The 16,158-nt window shown below is 41.9% G+C and carries 15 protein-coding genes and 2 tRNA genes; 7 read left to right on the forward strand and 10 right to left on the reverse strand.

Annotated features, from left to right (window positions below):
- Positions 1-12 precede the first annotated feature (12 nt).
- The 8 genes from hfq to orn all read right to left on the reverse strand — a co-directional run bounded on the left by hfq (position 13) and on the right by orn (position 6,282).
- A complete protein-coding gene (gene hfq / locus HMPREF9064_RS06030; RefSeq protein ID WP_006717716.1) occupies positions 13-309 on the reverse strand; it encodes an RNA chaperone Hfq in 297 nt (98 codons plus the stop codon).
- 116 nt (positions 310-425) lie between these two features.
- Positions 426-1,370: a tRNA (adenosine(37)-N6)-dimethylallyltransferase MiaA gene (gene miaA, locus HMPREF9064_RS06025; protein WP_006717719.1), complete on the reverse strand. Its 945-nt coding sequence runs from the start codon at positions 1,368-1,370 to the stop codon at positions 426-428.
- Positions 1,371-1,372: 2 nt separating this feature from the next.
- Positions 1,373-3,223: a DNA mismatch repair endonuclease MutL gene (gene mutL / locus HMPREF9064_RS06020; protein WP_006717721.1), complete on the reverse strand. Its 1,851-nt coding sequence runs from the start codon at positions 3,221-3,223 to the stop codon at positions 1,373-1,375.
- Positions 3,223-4,812: an N-acetylmuramoyl-L-alanine amidase gene (locus tag HMPREF9064_RS06015; protein WP_006717723.1), complete on the reverse strand. Its 1,590-nt coding sequence runs from the start codon at positions 4,810-4,812 to the stop codon at positions 3,223-3,225. The genes mutL and HMPREF9064_RS06015 overlap by 1 nt, the downstream gene beginning before the upstream one ends.
- A 12-nt stretch (positions 4,813-4,824) precedes the next feature.
- Positions 4,825-5,301: a tRNA (adenosine(37)-N6)-threonylcarbamoyltransferase complex ATPase subunit type 1 TsaE gene (gene tsaE, locus HMPREF9064_RS06010; RefSeq protein ID WP_006717725.1), complete on the reverse strand. Its 477-nt coding sequence runs from the start codon at positions 5,299-5,301 to the stop codon at positions 4,825-4,827.
- A 163-nt stretch (positions 5,302-5,464) separates the two neighbouring features.
- Positions 5,465-5,540: transfer RNA gene (locus HMPREF9064_RS06005), tRNA-Gly, on the reverse strand.
- 19 nt (positions 5,541-5,559) lie between these two features.
- Positions 5,560-5,635, reverse strand: a tRNA-Gly gene (locus HMPREF9064_RS06000).
- Positions 5,636-5,733: 98 nt separating this feature from the next.
- Positions 5,734-6,282: an oligoribonuclease gene (orn, locus tag HMPREF9064_RS05995; protein ID WP_006717727.1), complete on the reverse strand. Its 549-nt coding sequence runs from the start codon at positions 6,280-6,282 to the stop codon at positions 5,734-5,736.
- Between the two features lie 71 nt (positions 6,283-6,353).
- Here orn and rsgA point away from each other — a divergent pair, with 71 nt between their 5' ends.
- The 4 genes from rsgA to crr all read left to right on the forward strand — a co-directional run bounded on the left by rsgA (position 6,354) and on the right by crr (position 10,287).
- Entirely contained in the window at positions 6,354-7,394 is a 1,041-nt protein-coding gene (gene rsgA, locus HMPREF9064_RS05990) for a small ribosomal subunit biogenesis GTPase RsgA (protein ID WP_032997825.1), read from the forward strand.
- A 206-nt stretch (positions 7,395-7,600) separates the two neighbouring features.
- The gene (ptsH, locus tag HMPREF9064_RS05985) at positions 7,601-7,858 is read left to right on the forward strand and encodes a phosphocarrier protein Hpr (protein WP_006717733.1); all 258 of its coding nucleotides are present in this window, start codon (positions 7,601-7,603) and stop codon (positions 7,856-7,858) included.
- 137 nt (positions 7,859-7,995) lie between these two features.
- Positions 7,996-9,723: a phosphoenolpyruvate-protein phosphotransferase PtsI gene (gene ptsI / locus HMPREF9064_RS05980; RefSeq protein ID WP_006717735.1), complete on the forward strand. Its 1,728-nt coding sequence runs from the start codon at positions 7,996-7,998 to the stop codon at positions 9,721-9,723.
- Between the two features lie 63 nt (positions 9,724-9,786).
- The gene (gene crr / locus HMPREF9064_RS05975) at positions 9,787-10,287 is read left to right on the forward strand and encodes a PTS glucose transporter subunit IIA (protein WP_006717737.1); all 501 of its coding nucleotides are present in this window, start codon (positions 9,787-9,789) and stop codon (positions 10,285-10,287) included.
- Positions 10,288-10,411: 124 nt separating this feature from the next.
- Here the strand turns inward: crr and prlC are convergent, their stop codons facing one another.
- Positions 10,412-12,451, reverse strand: coding sequence for an oligopeptidase A (gene prlC, locus HMPREF9064_RS05970; RefSeq protein ID WP_006717739.1), 2,040 nt, complete (start codon positions 12,449-12,451; stop codon positions 10,412-10,414).
- Positions 12,452-12,572: 121 nt separating this feature from the next.
- Between prlC and HMPREF9064_RS0109420 the strand changes: the two genes are divergently transcribed.
- Together HMPREF9064_RS0109420 and HMPREF9064_RS05965 are read left to right on the forward strand one after the other, a co-directional pair.
- On the forward strand, positions 12,573-12,941 hold the full coding sequence (locus tag HMPREF9064_RS0109420; protein WP_032997827.1) for a YbaN family protein: 369 nt from the start codon (positions 12,573-12,575) through the stop codon (positions 12,939-12,941).
- A gap of 52 nt (positions 12,942-12,993) precedes the next feature.
- Complete coding sequence (locus HMPREF9064_RS05965; RefSeq protein ID WP_006717742.1) at positions 12,994-14,532, forward strand: peptide ABC transporter substrate-binding protein; 1,539 nt, start codon at positions 12,994-12,996, stop codon at positions 14,530-14,532.
- A 135-nt stretch (positions 14,533-14,667) separates the two neighbouring features.
- On the opposite strand, the gene ribA is transcribed toward HMPREF9064_RS05965, so the two are convergent.
- Entirely contained in the window at positions 14,668-15,321 is a 654-nt protein-coding gene (gene ribA / locus HMPREF9064_RS05960) for a GTP cyclohydrolase II (protein ID WP_006717744.1), read from the reverse strand.
- A 75-nt stretch (positions 15,322-15,396) separates the two neighbouring features.
- Here ribA and HMPREF9064_RS05955 point away from each other — a divergent pair, with 75 nt between their 5' ends.
- Positions 15,397-16,137, forward strand: coding sequence for a phosphatase PAP2 family protein (locus HMPREF9064_RS05955; protein WP_006717746.1), 741 nt, complete (start codon positions 15,397-15,399; stop codon positions 16,135-16,137).
- Positions 16,138-16,158: the final 21 nt, after the last annotated feature.

The following is a 16,158-nucleotide window of genomic DNA, read 5'->3' on the forward strand; positions in this document are numbered from 1 at the left end:
TTTTCCGCTTTGTTATTCTGCTTGAGCATCAATATTGTTTTCTACAGAAGGAGTTTCCTGTTGTTGTACTTGGTGTTGTTGCTGTTGGTTCGCATTGTGATGCGCGACAGAACGTGCTGGAACAACAGTTGAAATTGCGTGTTTATAAACCATTTGATTTACGGTGTTTTTCAACAAAATCACGAATTGGTCAAACGATTCGATTTGCCCTTGTAATTTGATACCGTTTACTAAATAGATTGAAACGGGAATGCGTTCACGACGTAGTGCATTCAAGTAAGGATCTTGTAGAGATTGTCCTTTTGCCATTTTTCTTTCCTTCTTTTTGTAAAAGATGATGAATTAAAACAATACAGCAAGCTGTATGCCTCCGCGAATCAATATAGCAACAATTATATTGAAAGTCACTAGGCGCAATCTGTGTTTTACGCTTTCGTTGAAACCGAGGTTAATACTTTTTCAAGGGCTTGAGCCGGTTGCAAACTATCCAACCATTGAATCGGTGATGTCCAACCACGTAGCCAAGTGATTTGGCGTTTTGCTAATTGGCGGGTGGCGCAGATACCACGAAAAACCATCTCATCGTGGTCATAATCACCGCGTAAATATTCCCACATTTGGCGATAACCCACACAGCGAATAGACGGCAGGTTCTCGTTTAAGTCGGGACGACGGTACAATTTTTCGACCTCTTGCTGAAAACCAAGTTCAATCATTTTGTGAAAACGCTGCTCAATTCGAAGATGTAAGACCTCTCGTTGTTCCGGTGCAATCGCAAATTGCAGAATGTCATACGGCAAGGCTTCGCCTTTTTGTGCTGTTAATTGCGTTAAGGTCTTACCAGTTAAATAAAAGACTTCTAATGCGCGGTTAATCCGCTGCGAGTCATTCGGGTTAATACGTTGTGCTGAAATCGGATCGATTTTACTGAGTTCTTGATGTAATCCACCCCAACCGATAAGTGCTGCTTTTGCCTCAATTTCCGACCGCACTTTGTCGTCTGCGGAGGGGAGGGGCGACAGACCTTCCAATAAGGCTTTGTAATACAACATTGTGCCGCCCACCAATAAGGGAATTTTGCCTTGTGCGCTAATCTCTTGCATTTCGCGTAAAGAATCTGTGCGGAAATTCGCCGCAGAATAACTTTCCGCCGGATCGCAAATATCAATTAAGCGATGAGGTGCCAGTGCCAGTTCGGCTTTTGAGGGTTTCGCCGTGCCAATGTCCATGCCGCGATAAATCAGGGCAGAATCGACGCTGATAACTTCCACGGGAAGCTGTTGGTGCAACTGGATCGCCAAATCCGTTTTACCGGAAGCGGTTGGCCCCATTAAAAAAATCGCTAAAGGTTTGTGTTCTGAATGCTGCATAGTTAGCGGGTTAATTGAGTTAAATAAGGCTGCCAGTCAATTTCGACGAGTAAATCTAACAGGCGAATTTGCTTCTGTTTCGCGAGTAACTGTTCTGTTTCGGTGAGTAAATTTACCGCATCGGCAAGCACGGTGATTGGCGGGGAGGCTAAAGGTGCCAAAAGTGCGGTCAAAAATTCAGGTAAATTTTCGAAAGATTGATCTAATAACGACACAATCATGTGTTGTAAGTTTTGTTGGCGCAAATGTGCCGATACTTTTTGTAACGTAATTTTATGTTGCGCTGCTTCTTCCATAAAAACAAAGCCGACTTGCTCGAAATAGGTTTTTTGTTGAAGCCATGCCTGCCATTGCGCATCTGATAAACGGAAAATAATCGGAATCAACAATGGTTGAGAGGTTGGTAACAAAGTTAAATTCAGCGTTTGTTTGAGTTGTTGCAAACGCGCAAGCGAGAGCAAATAAAAACGTTGTTCTTGCTGTAACAACAAGGCTTCATGTTGAATTAATGCAAGGGCGTGCAAGAAATTGGTATTTGGTTTTTTGACTTCGGTTACGTTGCTTTGCACGAGTTTTTCCGAAGACGTCCACAATGCGTTATGCGCCTCGAGTACCTTCGGTGTTATCGGCTCACGAGGGGACGAACCACCATAAAAGTGCGGTGGATTTTTTTGCTGTTTTGGCTGTTCGTGATATCGGTTTTCCGAGTAGGCATTCGCAGAATAAACTGTTGTCGGTTGGGCAAATATATTTTGTCCCGCAGCCGAGCGATTAGGTTTTGTCTGTGTGGAAACTTCCCATACACCGGCAGGTTCTTCCACGCCACATTCTGTTGGCGGTGTATTCAACGGTATTGGCTCGGAGGCTAATGCATTGCTGATGCCTTGGGTGATGAAATCATGTACCAAACGAGATTGCTGGAAACGCACTTCATGTTTGGTAGGATGTACGTTCACATCAATATCATTTGGATTAAGATCAATAAACAGCACAAAAGCAGGGTACTGCTCGTTGGTTAAATAGTCGGCATAGGCTTGTCGAATAGCGTGGGTAATGATTTTATCGCGCACCATTCGCCCATTTACATAACAATAATTTAAGTCATTTTGCGGACGATGAAAGTGGGGCATAGCTACCCAGCCGGACAAATGCAGATCATCGTGTTTCCAATCAATTTGCAACGCATTCTGAATAAAATCATCGCCACAAATCGCCGCAACACGTTTTAATTTTTGTTCATTCGTGACCGCACTTTTGTATTGGCGTAATACTTTGCCATTATGTGTGAGGGTAAAGTTGATATTAAATTTGGCTAATGCAATACGGCGAATGACTTCATCAATATGAGAAAATTCGGTTTTCTCGGAACGTAAAAATTTGCGGCGGGCAGGGGTGTTAAAAAATAAATTTGCCACCTCAACCGTTGTCCCCACCGGATGGGATGCGGGTTGAATGGTGGTTTCCATGTCGCGTCCTTGGGCATAGACCTGCCAAGCTTCGTTTTGTTCTGCAGTACGAGAGGTGAGGGTTAAACGAGAAACGGAACTGATACTGGCAAGAGCTTCGCCACGGAATCCCAAGCTTAAAATGGCTTCCAAATCGGCAAGATCAGCGATTTTACTGGTGGCATGACGGGCAAGCGCTAAAGCCAATTCTTCCTTGGCAATGCCAATGCCGTTGTCGCGAATCCGAATAAGGCTTGCGCCACCGTTTTCTATATCAATTTGAATTTTATCGGCACCGGCATCCAGGCTGTTTTCCACCAATTCTTTTACCACCGAAGCAGGGCGTTCTACCACTTCTCCGGCAGCAATTTGGTTGGCTAATTGTGGCGATAAAATACGTATAGTCATTATTTTTTCCCTGGATTATCGTCAAGCAGTTGGATTTTTTGTCCGCTTAACACTTTGCCATCTTTTAATTTAGGATTTAATTTCAACAGTTTATTCGGTGAAACTTTATATTCACGCGCGATGGAGTAAAGCGTTTCATTTTTTTGCACCGTATGGAATTTCGGTATCGCTTCTTTGACTTCCACCTTATTTTTACTTTGCTCTTTCGGCTTAGTAGGGCTGTTATTGGATTTCTCTTGTTTTTTATTTTTTTCTGTAGCCTTAGTTTCTGCCGGTTTGGTTTCCTTGGCGTTTGGGGCGTTTGTTTTTGGTGTTTTCTCTGTTTTTACCGACTGAGTTGGTTTTGCTTCTTCTATTTTTGCATCTCCTGGAATTTTGAGGGTTTCACCCACCAAGAGTTCTTTTCGCTTGAGTTTATTGAGCGTAAGGATGTCAGCAGAGGAAACTTTATATTTTAGGGCTAATTTACCTAAGGATTCGCCTCGTTTTACGCTGTGACGAATGCCACTATCTTTAATGTCGACAGATTTAATCTCTTGGGGTTTTTCCTGAGAAACTTGTGTTTGACTCTCTTTTTCTTCAACGTTTTCCTTGACGTTATTTTTGCCGTTACTTGGAATTTTAATGGTTTCGCCGATTCGTAATTCTTTGTGTTTTAATTTATTCAAAGCAAGAATGTCCGCTGCTTTTACGCCGTATTTGGCGGCAAGTTTTGTTAGACTTTCCCCAGATTTTACGGTGTGGCGTAAGGCGCTATCGTTTGTCTCAAGTGCGGTAGATTTTTCATCTGTTTTTGCCGTGGCAATTTTAGGTTCGTCTTTATAGTTTTTACGGCGGTATTCCACTAGACCGTTGTAAATGACTTGGGCGATTTTTTTACGGTATGCCGGCGTACTTAATTTAAGCTCTTCTTCTTGATTCGATAGAAAACCGGTTTCTACCAAAATGGAGGGAATATCCGGTGAGCGCAAAACACCAAGGCTGGCATGACGTGGTGTTGGACGGCTTAAAGAGGCAATTTGGGAAAAATGGCGTAAAACGATATTGCCCAATTCATATCCTACGCGTTGGCTATGACCAAATTGTAAATCCAATACGGTTTGATCTAAGTATTTTTCATTATGTGAAGCAAGCACGTTACCGGCACCGCCGAGTAATTCCGAGCGTTTTTCATGATCTTCCAGCCATTGCCCCATTTCATCATTGGCGCGGCGATTGGAGAGAACCCACACAGAAGCGCCGCGTAAATTCGGGGTTTCGGAGGAATCGGCATGGATGGAAACTAAATAGTTGGCTTTATATTTGCGGGCGATTTCTGAACGCTGTGGCACGGAAATAAAATAATCGCCGTTACGGGTAAGTACTGCACGGAAGTGAGGATCTTTATCCAGTAACGCTTTCAATTCTTTGGCGATGGAAAGTGTGACATTTTTTTCATAAATTTTGAGATTGTGTCCGATTGCGCCGGGGTCTTTTCCGCCATGGCCCGGGTCGATCGCTATCGTCCAAGTATTATTTGCAAACGCCGAGAGTGCAAAAAAGAAAAGGCTGTTAATCAAAAGAAATCTAAACATCGTTTTGGGTTTCATTGTGATAAAAGGTTAATTCAGTTTTTCAATAATGTGTCGACCGGTTTCAGATTTAGCAATTAATTCAATATTGCGGGCATGTTTGGCGTAATGAATATTGACGAGTAAATCCGGTGCAGAGAGCAAACCGACACCTTTTTCAGCCCACTCAATTAAACAAATTGTGTTTTCTGCGAAGTAATCTCGGATGCCCATAAATTCAAGTTCTTCCGGATCAGACAGGCGATATAAGTCAAAATGATAAATATTTTTTCCTGAAATTTTATATTCTTCCACGAGCGTATAAGTAGGGCTTTTTACATTGCCTTGATAACCCAACGCTTGAATCATGCCACGGCTTAGTGTGGTTTTTCCCGCACCGAGTTCTCCGTTTAGATAAAGTGTAATGCCTTTATGATTTGGCACTTGGCAAATGGCATCAATGAGTTTTTTGCCAAAATCACACATGGCATTTTCATCAGAAATATATTGAATTAATGTTTCAGTCATCTTCTTCGCCGATTGAAAAATAAGGCTGGATTGTACCGCACTTTGAGGGAATTATGTAGTTTTATGATTGCGTAACGTTGCCAAGAGTCATGGCGCAAATTTCATCATTAAAGTTGCGAACTAGGCAAAAAAAATCCCCCGCAAAAGCGAGGGATTGTGAATTTGGAGCGGGAAACGAGGCTCGAACTCGCGACCCCGACCTTGGCAAGGTCGTGCTCTACCAACTGAGCTATTCCCGCAGAGATTTGATGTTGAGAATGGAGCGGGAAACGAGGCTCGAACTCGCGACCCCGACCTTGGCAAGGTCGTGCTCTACCAACTGAGCTATTCCCGCATTCACATCAAATGAATGAGACGGCATTATACGAATATTTTTAGGCAGTGCAAGTATAAAATCATGAAAATGATGCGCTTGTTTATATATTCGTCGATTTAGTCCATCTTTAAAAAATGTTCTCGATAGTAAGCGAGTTCTTTGATGGATTCGCGAATATCGTCTAAGGCCAAATGGGTGTTTTGTTTACTAAAGCCGTCCAGAATTTCCGGTTTCCAGCGGGCGGCTAATTCTTTTAATGTACTGACATCAAGGTGGCGATAGTGGAAGTAGTCTGCAAGCTCGGGCATATATTTAAAGAGAAAGCGTTTGTCTTGTGCCACACTGTTGCCACAAATCGGTGATACCCCTTTCGGCACGTATTTTTTGAGAAAATCTAAGGTTTGTAATTCGGCGGCGCGTTCGGTTAATTTGCTGTTTTTAACACGTTCAACCAGCCCATTGGCGGTGTGGGTTTTCACGCACCAGTCGCTCATTTTATTGAGTAATTCGTCAGATTGATGGATGGCTAAAACAGGGCCTTCGGCAAGAATATTTAAATTTTTATCGGTCACAATCGTCGCGATTTCAATAATGCGTTCTTTTTCCGGATCTAAGCCTGTCATTTCAAGATCAATCCAGATCAGATTTTGTTTATCTAATGTCATTATATAAGGTATCCTATGCGAAAATTTTCCTTATTCTAGCGAAAAACGCGAGAAAAAACGACCGCACTTATATGAGTAAACCTAAATTAACGCAAAATCAAAAACGCCGAATTCAGTCCAATAATCATAAGGTATTACATCGCCATCAGAAGAAAGACATTGATTGGCAGGATGAGATGTTGGGCGAGTCGCAGGATGGCTTGGTTGTTACACGCTATGCCCGTCATGCGGATGTAGAAAATGTGCAAGGCGAGATTTTTCGTTGTAACTTGCGTCGTACATTAGCGAGCGTTGTTGTAGGGGATCGCGTGATTTGGCGGCAAGGCAATGAACAATTGCAAGGGGTGAGTGGCGTAATTGAAGGGGTTCATGGGCGCAAAAATGAAATTTCCCGTCCGGATTATTATGATGGCATTAAAGTCATCGCTGCCAATATTGATCGTATTATTATCATTTCTTCCGTACTGCCAAGTTTGTCACTGAATATTATTGATCGTTATTTGGTGGTATGCGAAGAAGCCAACATTGAACCAATTATTGTGTTGAATAAAGCCGATATGCTGACGGAAGAACAATGGCAAGACGTGGATTCACAGCTGAAAATTTATCGTGATATCGGCTATCAAACGTTGATGGTTTCAGCGCAAAATAAAAAAAATCTGGAAAAACTGACCGCACTTTTATCGGATGGCGTGTCTATTTTTGTAGGGCAATCCGGTGTGGGAAAATCCAGTTTGATTAATGCCGTTTTGCCGAATGTGGCGGCGCTGGTCGGGGAAATTAGTTCAACCTCGGGTCTTGGACAACACACCACGACCTCTTCTCGTTTATATCATTTACCGCAGGGTGGTAGTTTAATTGATTCACCGGGCATCCGTGAATTTGGTTTGTGGCATTTGGAAGATGAGCAGATTACAAAAGGTTATCGAGAATTCCAAACCGTGCTGGGCACCTGTAAGTTCCGTGATTGTAAGCATTTAAATGATCCCGGATGTGCCTTACGTCAGGCGGTAGAAGAAGGCAAGATCAGTGCTGTTCGCTATGAAAACTACCATCGCTTGTTGACCAGTAAAAAGGAAATGAAATCGCAGCGACATTTTTCTGCTGAATAAAGGTGGTTTACCATTTTTTAGGTATGACATGTTAACTTTTAGTTAATGAAATGACCGATTTTTCTTTTTTTTTGTGATCTAATTCAAATTTTAAGCCAAATCGCCTTGCGCATTCATTGTGTTCGTCTGATACTGCATCATATTTATTTTTATTATTTAAATAAATATTTAACGAATCCCATCCACTTTTTCCAGAGGAAAATCATATGTATTCAAAAGATGTTGAAATCACAGCACCTAACGGCTTGCATACTCGTCCGGCGGCACAATTTGTAAAAGAAGCAAAAGCATTTGCCGCAGATATTACAGTTACTTCTGCAGGAAAAAGTGCGAGTGCAAAAAGTTTATTTAAATTACAAACATTAGCCTTAACTCAAGGGACGGTGATTACGATTTCTGCTGAAGGTGAAGATGCGGAAAAAGCGGTTGAGCATCTTGTTGCATTAATTCCTACGTTAGAATAATTCTGTCGCCATAATTTGCGTTCTTATGTTTTTAATAAAAGCATGGAGAGCCGTGAGTTATGGCTTTGTTTTATTTGTTCGGTGATTGATTTTTGTTCAATTTACATCAATGAATTTAGATAATAGAGAAGGTCATTATGATTTCAGGAATTCCAGCCTCTCCCGGCATTGTTTTTGGTAAAGCGCTTGTCCTTAAAGAAGAAAAAATTGTTCTGGATACGCAAAAAATTAAAGAAAGCCAAATTGATGCCGAAATCGCGCGTTTTTATGAAGGGCGCAGTGCGGCAGTTGAACAATTAAATTCAATTAAAGATCGTGCTTATGCTTCTTTAGGGGAAGAAAAAGCGGCGATTTTCGAAGGCCATTTAATGATTCTGGAAGATGAGGAGTTAGAGGAAGAAATTCTTGATTATCTTCGTTCAAATAAGGTGAATGCTGCCGTAGCTGCCAATGTAATTATTGATCAGCAAGTCGCCATGTTGTCTGAAATTGATGACGAATACCTAAAAGAACGTGCCGGCGATATTCGCGACATTGGCAATCGATTGATTAAAAATATTTTAGGTATGCACATTGTTGATTTAGGCGAAATTAATGAAGAAGCGATTTTAGTTGCCTATGATTTAACGCCGTCTGAAACGGCACAGCTAAATTTAGACAAAGTGTTAGGTTTTGTGACGGATATCGGCGGTCGCACATCACATACGTCCATTATGGCACGTTCTCTTGAGTTGCCTGCAATTGTAGGGACGAACAATGTTACTGAGTTGGTGAACACAGGTGATTTCTTAATTCTTGATGCCTTAAATAATGCGGTTTACGTTAACCCTTCCCAAGACGAAATCCAGCGTCTAAAAACGTTACAAGCGAAGTTAGCAGAAGAAAAAGCCGAATTGGCAAAATTAAAAGATTTACCGGCATTGACGTTAGATGGACACCGCGTGGATGTGGTGGCCAATATTGGGACCATTCGCGATGTTGAAGGTGCCGAGCGTAACGGCGCAGAAGGCGTGGGTTTATATCGTACTGAATTCTTATTTATGGATCGCGATCAGCTACCAACCGAAGAAGAGCAATTTATTGCTTATAAAGAAGTAGTAGAAGCCATGAATGGTAACTTGGTGATATTGCGTACCATGGATATCGGTGGAGATAAAGAATTACCGTATTTGAATTTGCCGAAAGAAATGAACCCATTCCTCGGTTGGCGTGCTATTCGTATTGCGTTGGATCGTCGTGAAATTTTAAATGCGCAATTAAGAGCGGTGTTACGGGCATCCGCTTACGGTCGATTAGCCGTTATGTTCCCGATGATCATTTCTGTGGAAGAAATTCGAGAACTTAAATCTGTGATTGAAGAATTAAAAGTTGAATTACGTAATGAAGGCAAAGATTTTGATGAAAATATTCAAATCGGTGTTATGGTGGAAACCCCATCCGCTGCGGTGAATGCCAAATTCTTAGCAAAAGAGGTCGATTTCTTCAGTATTGGTACGAACGATTTAACCCAATATACGTTGGCTGTGGATCGTGGCAATGAACTCATTTCTCATTTGTATAACCCAATGAGTCCGTCTGTGCTGAATTTGATTAAACAAGTCATTGATGCGTCACATGCGGAAGGAAAATGGACCGGTATGTGCGGTGAATTGGCTGGTGATGAAAATGCCACGATCTTACTATTAGGTATGGGCTTGGATGAGTTTAGTATGAGTGCAATTTCTGTGCCACGCATTAAGAAATTAATTCGTAACGTCAATTATCAAGATGCAAAACTCTTAGCTGAAAAAGCGTTACAGCAACCAACGGCAGCAGAAATTGAGCGCTTAGTTGCTGATTTTTTAGCAGAAAAAGCATTAAATTAGATACAATTTTCGCTTTTTAAGCTAGAATACGACTAGATTTTAAACTTCAGGAGATGATAAAAAATGGGTTTATTTGACAAACTATTTGGATCAAAAGATAAGAAAGCAGTTGATGTAGAAATCTATGCGCCGCTTTCCGGTGAAATTGTGAATATTGAAGATGTTCCGGATGTTGTTTTCTCCGAAAAAATTGTTGGTGATGGTATCGCAATTCGCCCAACCGGTAACAAGTTGGTTGCTCCGGTGGATGGCGTCGTAGGTAAAATCTTTGAAACCAATCACGCGTTTTCTATGGAATCCAAAGAAGGCGTTGAGTTATTCGTTCACTTTGGTATTGATACCGTTGAATTAAAAGGTGAAGGTTTTACTCGCGTGGCGCAAGAAGGTCAAAGCGTTAAACGTGGTGACACCATTATCGAATTGGATTTAGCTTTATTGGAAGCCAAAGCGAAATCTGTGTTAACCCCAGTGGTGATTTCCAACATGGATGAAATCAGCAATATGGAGAAAAAATCCGGTGAAGTGGTTGCCGGTGATTCCGTTGTGTTGGTGTTGAAAAAATAAATAGATTTTAAAGCAGTGAAAGGCTTACTTGTTATGAGTAAGCCTTTTTTATAAGTTCAAAAACACATTGAATAATGACCGCACTTTGATTGCCGCAAAAGTGCGGTCATTTTTTTCAGCGTTTTTAGTTTTCAATACCTTTGTGACGCAGCAACGCATCTAACTGTGGTTCACGGCCACGGAAGTTTTTGAACAAGGTCATCGGTTCTTCAGAGCCGCCTTTGGTGAGAATTTCATCCAAGAAGGATTGACCTGTTTGTGGATTGAAAATCCCTTCCTCTTTAAAACGCGAGTAGGCATCTGCCGATAAGACTTCCGCCCATAAATAGCTGTAATAGCCTGCCGCATAGCCGCCGGCAAAAATATGGCTGAAACTGTGCGGCATTCTTCCCCATTCTGCGCCAGGGATGACGGCAACTTGGCTTTTCACTTCGTGTAACATCGCTAACACTTGATTTTGCTTGCTCGGATCAAATGTGTGGTGCAAGCGGAAATCAAATAGCGCAAATTCTAATTGACGCAAAACAAACATTGCCGCTTGGAAGTTTTTGGCTTTGAGTAATTGGCTGAGCTTTTCTTTTGGTAGCGGCTCTCCGGTTTGATAATGACCTGAAATGAACTGTAGCGCCTCTTCTTCCCAGCACCAGTTTTCCATAAATTGGCTCGGCAATTCCACCGCATCCCAAGGTACACCGTTAATGCCGGCAACATCGGCTACATCAATTTGAGTCAACATATGATGCAATCCATGACCGAATTCATGGAATAGCGTCGTGACTTCATCATGCGTGAATAAGGCAGGTTGATCGCCAAGCGGGCGGTTGAAGTTACAGGTTAAGTACGCCACTGGTTTTTGTAGGCTGCCGTCAATCTTTTTACGACGACCGATACAATCATCCATCCAAGCGCCACCGCGTTTATGTTCACGAGCGTATAGGTCTAGATAGAAACTGCCGCGTACCTCGTCTTTTTCATCAAGCAAATCGAAGAAACGGACATCTTTATGCCAGGTTTCGACGCCATGGCGCTCTACCGCGCGAATATTGAAAATGCGTTTAATCAATTCAAATAAACCGCTCAATACGCGATCTTCCGGGAAATACGGACGCAATTCTTCATCGTTAATGGCATATAAGTGCTGCTTTTGTTTTTCGCTGTAAAAAGACAGATCCCAAAGTTCAAGTGTGGTCAAATTATAGTGCGTTTTGCAGAAGTCTTTTAATTCTTGTAATTCACGTTCGCCTTGGGCTTTAGAGCGTGTGGCGAGATTTTCTAAGAAATCCAACACCTGCTGAGGATTTTCTGCCATTTTGGTGGCGAGAGATAATTCGGTGTAAGTGTTGAAATCCAATAATTTGGCTAATTCCACGCGTAGGCTAAGGATCTCCTGCATAATTGCCGAGTTATCCCATTTACCGGCATTTGGCCCTTGATCGGAAGCGCGGGTGGCAAAGGCACGATACATTTCTTCGCGCAATTCACGGTTTTCACAATAGGTCATGACCGGAATATAGCTTGGGTATTCCAAAGTGAAGCGATAGCCGCTGACACCTTTGCTTTCCGCAGATTGTTTAGCTGCTTCCAGTGCCGATTCCGGCAAGCCTTTGAGCTGGCTGACATCTTCAACGATCTTTTCCCAGCCCATGGTGGCGTCTAATACGTTATTGCTAAATTGTGAATTCAGTTCGGACAAACGGGCAGCAATTTCGCCATAGCGTTTTTGTTTTTCTGGCGGCAAGGAAATGCCCGATAATTTGAAATCGCGTAGGCTGTTTTCAATGGCTTTCTTTTGCGCTTGAGTATAACCGGCAAATTCAGGGCTATTTTTTAATTGTAAATAGGCTTCATATAATCCCTGATGTTGACCGAACCACGTGCTGTATTCGGCTAATAATGGCAAGCAAGCTTGATAGGCTTCACGTAATTCCGGGCTATTTTTCACCGAGTTTAAATGAGAGATTGGCGACCATACTTTGCTGAAACGATCACCGGCTTCGGTTAACGGTAGAATGAAATTTTCCCAAGTAAAGTGCGGTTGATTTACCACGCGTTCTACCGTTTCGCGGTTTTCTTGAATAAGTTGTTTGATAGCGGATTCAATGTATTGCGGTTCAATTTTAGAAAATGCCGGAAGTGCGGTTGGCGTCAGTAATGGGTTTGTCATTAAGCTATCCTTAATATAAATAAACGTAGTGAGTAAAATTGGGCTCGATTTTATGATTTCAAGCTTGAAAAATCTACCAATTCAATTATTATTGCGAATAATTTTTATTTTGAGGTGTGCAATGAAATACTTTTACATTGGATTAGGGTTTATTTTTTTAGCGTTAGGTCTTATTGGTATTGTTGTGCCTATTTTTTTGCCGACCACGCCATTTTTGCTTTTAACGTTGTTTTTCTTTACAAAAGGTTCGACACGTTTACATAACTGGTTTGTGGGCACAAAGATTTATCAAGCACATTTAAAAGATTTTCATGAACAACGCGCTTTAACTAAAAAAGCCAAAATCTACATTTTGAGTTTTTCCACTACGATGTTGTTAATGGGGTTTTATTTCACACCAAGCATTGTCGGCAAAAGCATTATCATGAGCGTGTTATTGATTAAATATTGGTTCTTCTTTTTCTGGATTAAAACCCTCGAAGCAGAATAAGCTTCAAACATTCGTGTATAATGAGCGCAACTTATTTCATGAATGTATTTCAATGCGTAATTTCCTCTTTAAAAGTGCGGTGCTTTTTTTAGGTGTTTTTTTTCTCAACGGATGTGATGAACACGCTCAAAAGCCCGCCGAATCCTCTCTAACGGTTGATGCATCTGCAACGCCGGAATTCTCTCAATCCCGTCGCCAATTATTGGTTCGCGGTGTTTACTCCGATTTATTTCTCAACCCACAACAAGCATCTAACATTGAGCAAGCTGCCTTTTTGCGTGATCTTTTTGAAGGATTGGTGATTTACGATACCAAAGGCAATATTGTTCCGGCAGTGGCGGAAAATTGGCAAACTCAAGACAATAAAACGTGGCTATTTAGGTTACGCGAAACTGCTAAATGGTCTAATGGTGAATCCGTGACGGCTCAGCAATTCGTGGCAAGCTGGCAGGCATTGGCGAAATCTAACAGCCCGCTAAAAGATTATCTGGCGTACATGAATCTGCTCAATGCGGAGAAAGTATTAAAGCAAGAACTGCCACCAGAGGCGCTGGGAATTGTGGCGGAAAACGACCGCACTTTACGTTTCACTTTAGATAAACCGACACCGTATTTGCCACAAATGTTGGCTCATAGCAGCTTGTTGCCGCAATATTTAAAACCTCATGAAGGCATCGTGACCAACGGGGCGTATCAAGTCAGCGGTCAGCAAGGTGAACGCATTCATCTCGAACAAAATCCTCACTATTGGGCGAAAGAAAAAGTTTCCTTCAAAAACGTGGATTATCAAAAAATCACCTCAACACAGGAGGTGAGTGCGTTAGATATTGTGTGGCAACCGCAACAATACGTTGAACAGACACAATATTTCCCGCAACTCTGTACTTATTTCTACGTGTTTAATTTCAACATGCCACAATTGGCACAAAGTTCGGTGCGTAAAGCTTTAGCGATGCTGACGTCTCCTCGCCGTTTACTGCCTGAAAACCCAAGTCGGTTCTATTTAACGGATAATTTTTTACCGCAGTCTATGCAAACGGTAGAAAGTCGTTGGGAACAAACACCGGTAGAACAATTATTGAGTCAAGGTCAAATTAGCGAAAAAGCCCCGTTAAAACTGACGTTAAGCTACGATCAGTCAGAACTGCAGAACCAGTTAGTTCAAGGGCTGATTCGTATGTGGTCGCAGTCGGATATGATCCGAATTATTGGCGAAGGCATGTCGAAATCACAGCTATTGGAAAATATTGCCAAAGGCAATTTCCATATTGCCCGTTCCGGTTGGTGCGCTGATTATAACGAACCCTCCGCATTTTTAAGTTTGTTTTATAGCCATAGTCCAGATAATAAAAGCGGTTATCGTAACGAAGAAGTGGATCGTTTGTTTGAGCAAAGCTTGAAAGTGATTCCATCGCCAGAACGCACCGCACTTTATAGCAGAATTGAGCAAATTTTGCAGGAAGAAAATGTGGTGTTGCCACTATATCAGTCTCGGGTCCCTGTTTATCTTCATCCAACCTTAAACGGTTACGACTCAGCCAATCCAACAGAGGTTATTTACAGCAAGGATTTGTTCCGACGGATTGAGTAAAGTGCGGTGGAAAATAAGAACATTTATTTAAGTGTTAAAAGTATGCTTGGATAGATATTTGAGATAACCGCCTATAGAAAAACAAAAAGCACAAACGCAATGAACGTTTGTGCTTTTTTATCTAATGTGAGGCTGTTATTTTTTCGGCACTTCTTCTTGGCAATAGGGGCATTCCATTAAATGTTGTTCGCCGTTATGCACGATAAAATGGCCCATTTTTTTAGCTTTGGTATCCAAATAAGCGGTGTTATAGCGGTTTTCGCCAACATTCAGGGGTACACGTTCTACCACATTGATACCGGATTGTTTCATGGTTTCGATTTTTTCCGGGTTATTGGTGAGTAAGCGAATTTGTTTGACGCCCAACAAATCGAAAATGTCTGCACACACGCCAAAATTACGTTCATCGGCAGCAAAGCCCAAAGCCAAATTAGCCTCGATGGTATCCATGCCCTTATCTTGTAAGGAATAAGCGCGAATTTTGTTAATTAAGCCAATGCCACGACCTTCTTCACGGTGATAAATCAATACGCCGCGACCTTCTTGTTGAATTTGGCGTAAGGCGGCGGCAAGCTGGAAACCGCAGTCGCATTTTAAACTATGCAAGGCATCGCCGGTGAGACATTCGGAGTGGATGCGTGCTAAAACGGGTTCCTCTGAATGGCTGATGTCGCCGAAGACTAAAGCAACATGTTCTTTTTTCGTGTCGGGAAATTCAAATCCCACGATTTTAAAAAGTCCGAATTCTGTGGGTAAATTTGCTTGGGCAACGAGTTCAATTTTTGCCATAACGTATCCTTATTTTGTCCTTATTCTTTTTCTTTTGCCGGGTTCTGGTGATAAAATGGCGGCTCAATTTTATCTATGGTTATGAATATGTTAAAAAGGTTGTCATTATATACACTATTGCTTTGTCTTGTCCCTCTTTTTGTCTGGTTGTTCTCTTGGCAGTGGAGTGGCAGTCTCATTTTTGAAGACTACGAGCATCCTTTATATTGGTTGACAGAAAGTGGGAGTGTGCCTTACGCCATTATCACTTGCGGCGTTTTTGCGTTGCTTTTTTTACCATTATTTCCTCAGCGAAAACAATGGGTTTTAGCTGTTGCTGTAATGGCTTTTTCAATGGTTGTGACACAAGGATTGAAATCCGGGTTGAAAAACGCGTTTACCGAGCCTCGACCTTTCGTGACTTATGTTGCTGACCAAACCGGCACAAGTACCGAGGCTTTTTATGCGCAAGATCGTAAAGCTCGGGCGCAATTTGTTGAGCAATTTTATCAAACGCAAGCATCTGTACCGGAATGGATCAAAGGGCATTACGCAAGCGAAGTAGGCTATTCTTTTCCATCCGGGCATACGATTTTTGCAGCCAGCTGGCTTATGTTAACGGTGGGATTCGTACAATTAATCGGTAATCGAAAAGGGCGTGCAAAATTATTAATTGCATTTATGAGCTGTTGGGCGGTGTTGATGCTGGTCAGTCGTTTACGTTTCGGCATGCATTATCCGATTGATTTATTGATTTCTGTGTTAATTGCCTGGTTAGTACATTGGGTAATTTTTGCATTTTTAGCGAAAAAACAGTATTTCCAAAAAACGGAATAAGTAGCTAAAAGTGCGGTAGGT

Origin of the sequence: Aggregatibacter segnis ATCC 33393 (genome assembly GCF_000185305.1) — a bacterium.
Classification (GTDB): Bacteria; Pseudomonadota; Gammaproteobacteria; order Enterobacterales; family Pasteurellaceae; genus Aggregatibacter; species Aggregatibacter segnis.

Coding starts and splice junctions, on each gene's coding strand:
- hfq (WP_006717716.1), bottom strand. CDS start 309: ATGGCAAAAGGACAATCTCTACAAGATCCTTACTTGAATGCACTACGT.
- miaA (WP_006717719.1), bottom strand. CDS start 1,370: ATGCAGCATTCAGAACACAAACCTTTAGCGATTTTTTTAATGGGGCCA.
- mutL (WP_006717721.1), bottom strand. CDS start 3,223: ATGACTATACGTATTTTATCGCCACAATTAGCCAACCAAATTGCTGCC.
- HMPREF9064_RS06015 (WP_006717723.1), bottom strand. CDS start 4,812: ATGAAACCCAAAACGATGTTTAGATTTCTTTTGATTAACAGCCTTTTC.
- tsaE (WP_006717725.1), bottom strand. CDS start 5,301: ATGACTGAAACATTAATTCAATATATTTCTGATGAAAATGCCATGTGT.
- orn (WP_006717727.1), bottom strand. CDS start 6,282: ATGACATTAGATAAACAAAATCTGATCTGGATTGATCTTGAAATGACA.
- rsgA (WP_032997825.1), top strand. CDS start 6,354: ATGAGTAAACCTAAATTAACGCAAAATCAAAAACGCCGAATTCAGTCC.
- ptsH (WP_006717733.1), top strand. CDS start 7,601: ATGTATTCAAAAGATGTTGAAATCACAGCACCTAACGGCTTGCATACT.
- ptsI (WP_006717735.1), top strand. CDS start 7,996: ATGATTTCAGGAATTCCAGCCTCTCCCGGCATTGTTTTTGGTAAAGCG.
- crr (WP_006717737.1), top strand. CDS start 9,787: ATGGGTTTATTTGACAAACTATTTGGATCAAAAGATAAGAAAGCAGTT.
- prlC (WP_006717739.1), bottom strand. CDS start 12,451: ATGACAAACCCATTACTGACGCCAACCGCACTTCCGGCATTTTCTAAA.
- HMPREF9064_RS0109420 (WP_032997827.1), top strand. CDS start 12,573: ATGAAATACTTTTACATTGGATTAGGGTTTATTTTTTTAGCGTTAGGT.
- HMPREF9064_RS05965 (WP_006717742.1), top strand. CDS start 12,994: ATGCGTAATTTCCTCTTTAAAAGTGCGGTGCTTTTTTTAGGTGTTTTT.
- ribA (WP_006717744.1), bottom strand. CDS start 15,321: ATGGCAAAAATTGAACTCGTTGCCCAAGCAAATTTACCCACAGAATTC.
- HMPREF9064_RS05955 (WP_006717746.1), top strand. CDS start 15,397: ATGGTTATGAATATGTTAAAAAGGTTGTCATTATATACACTATTGCTT.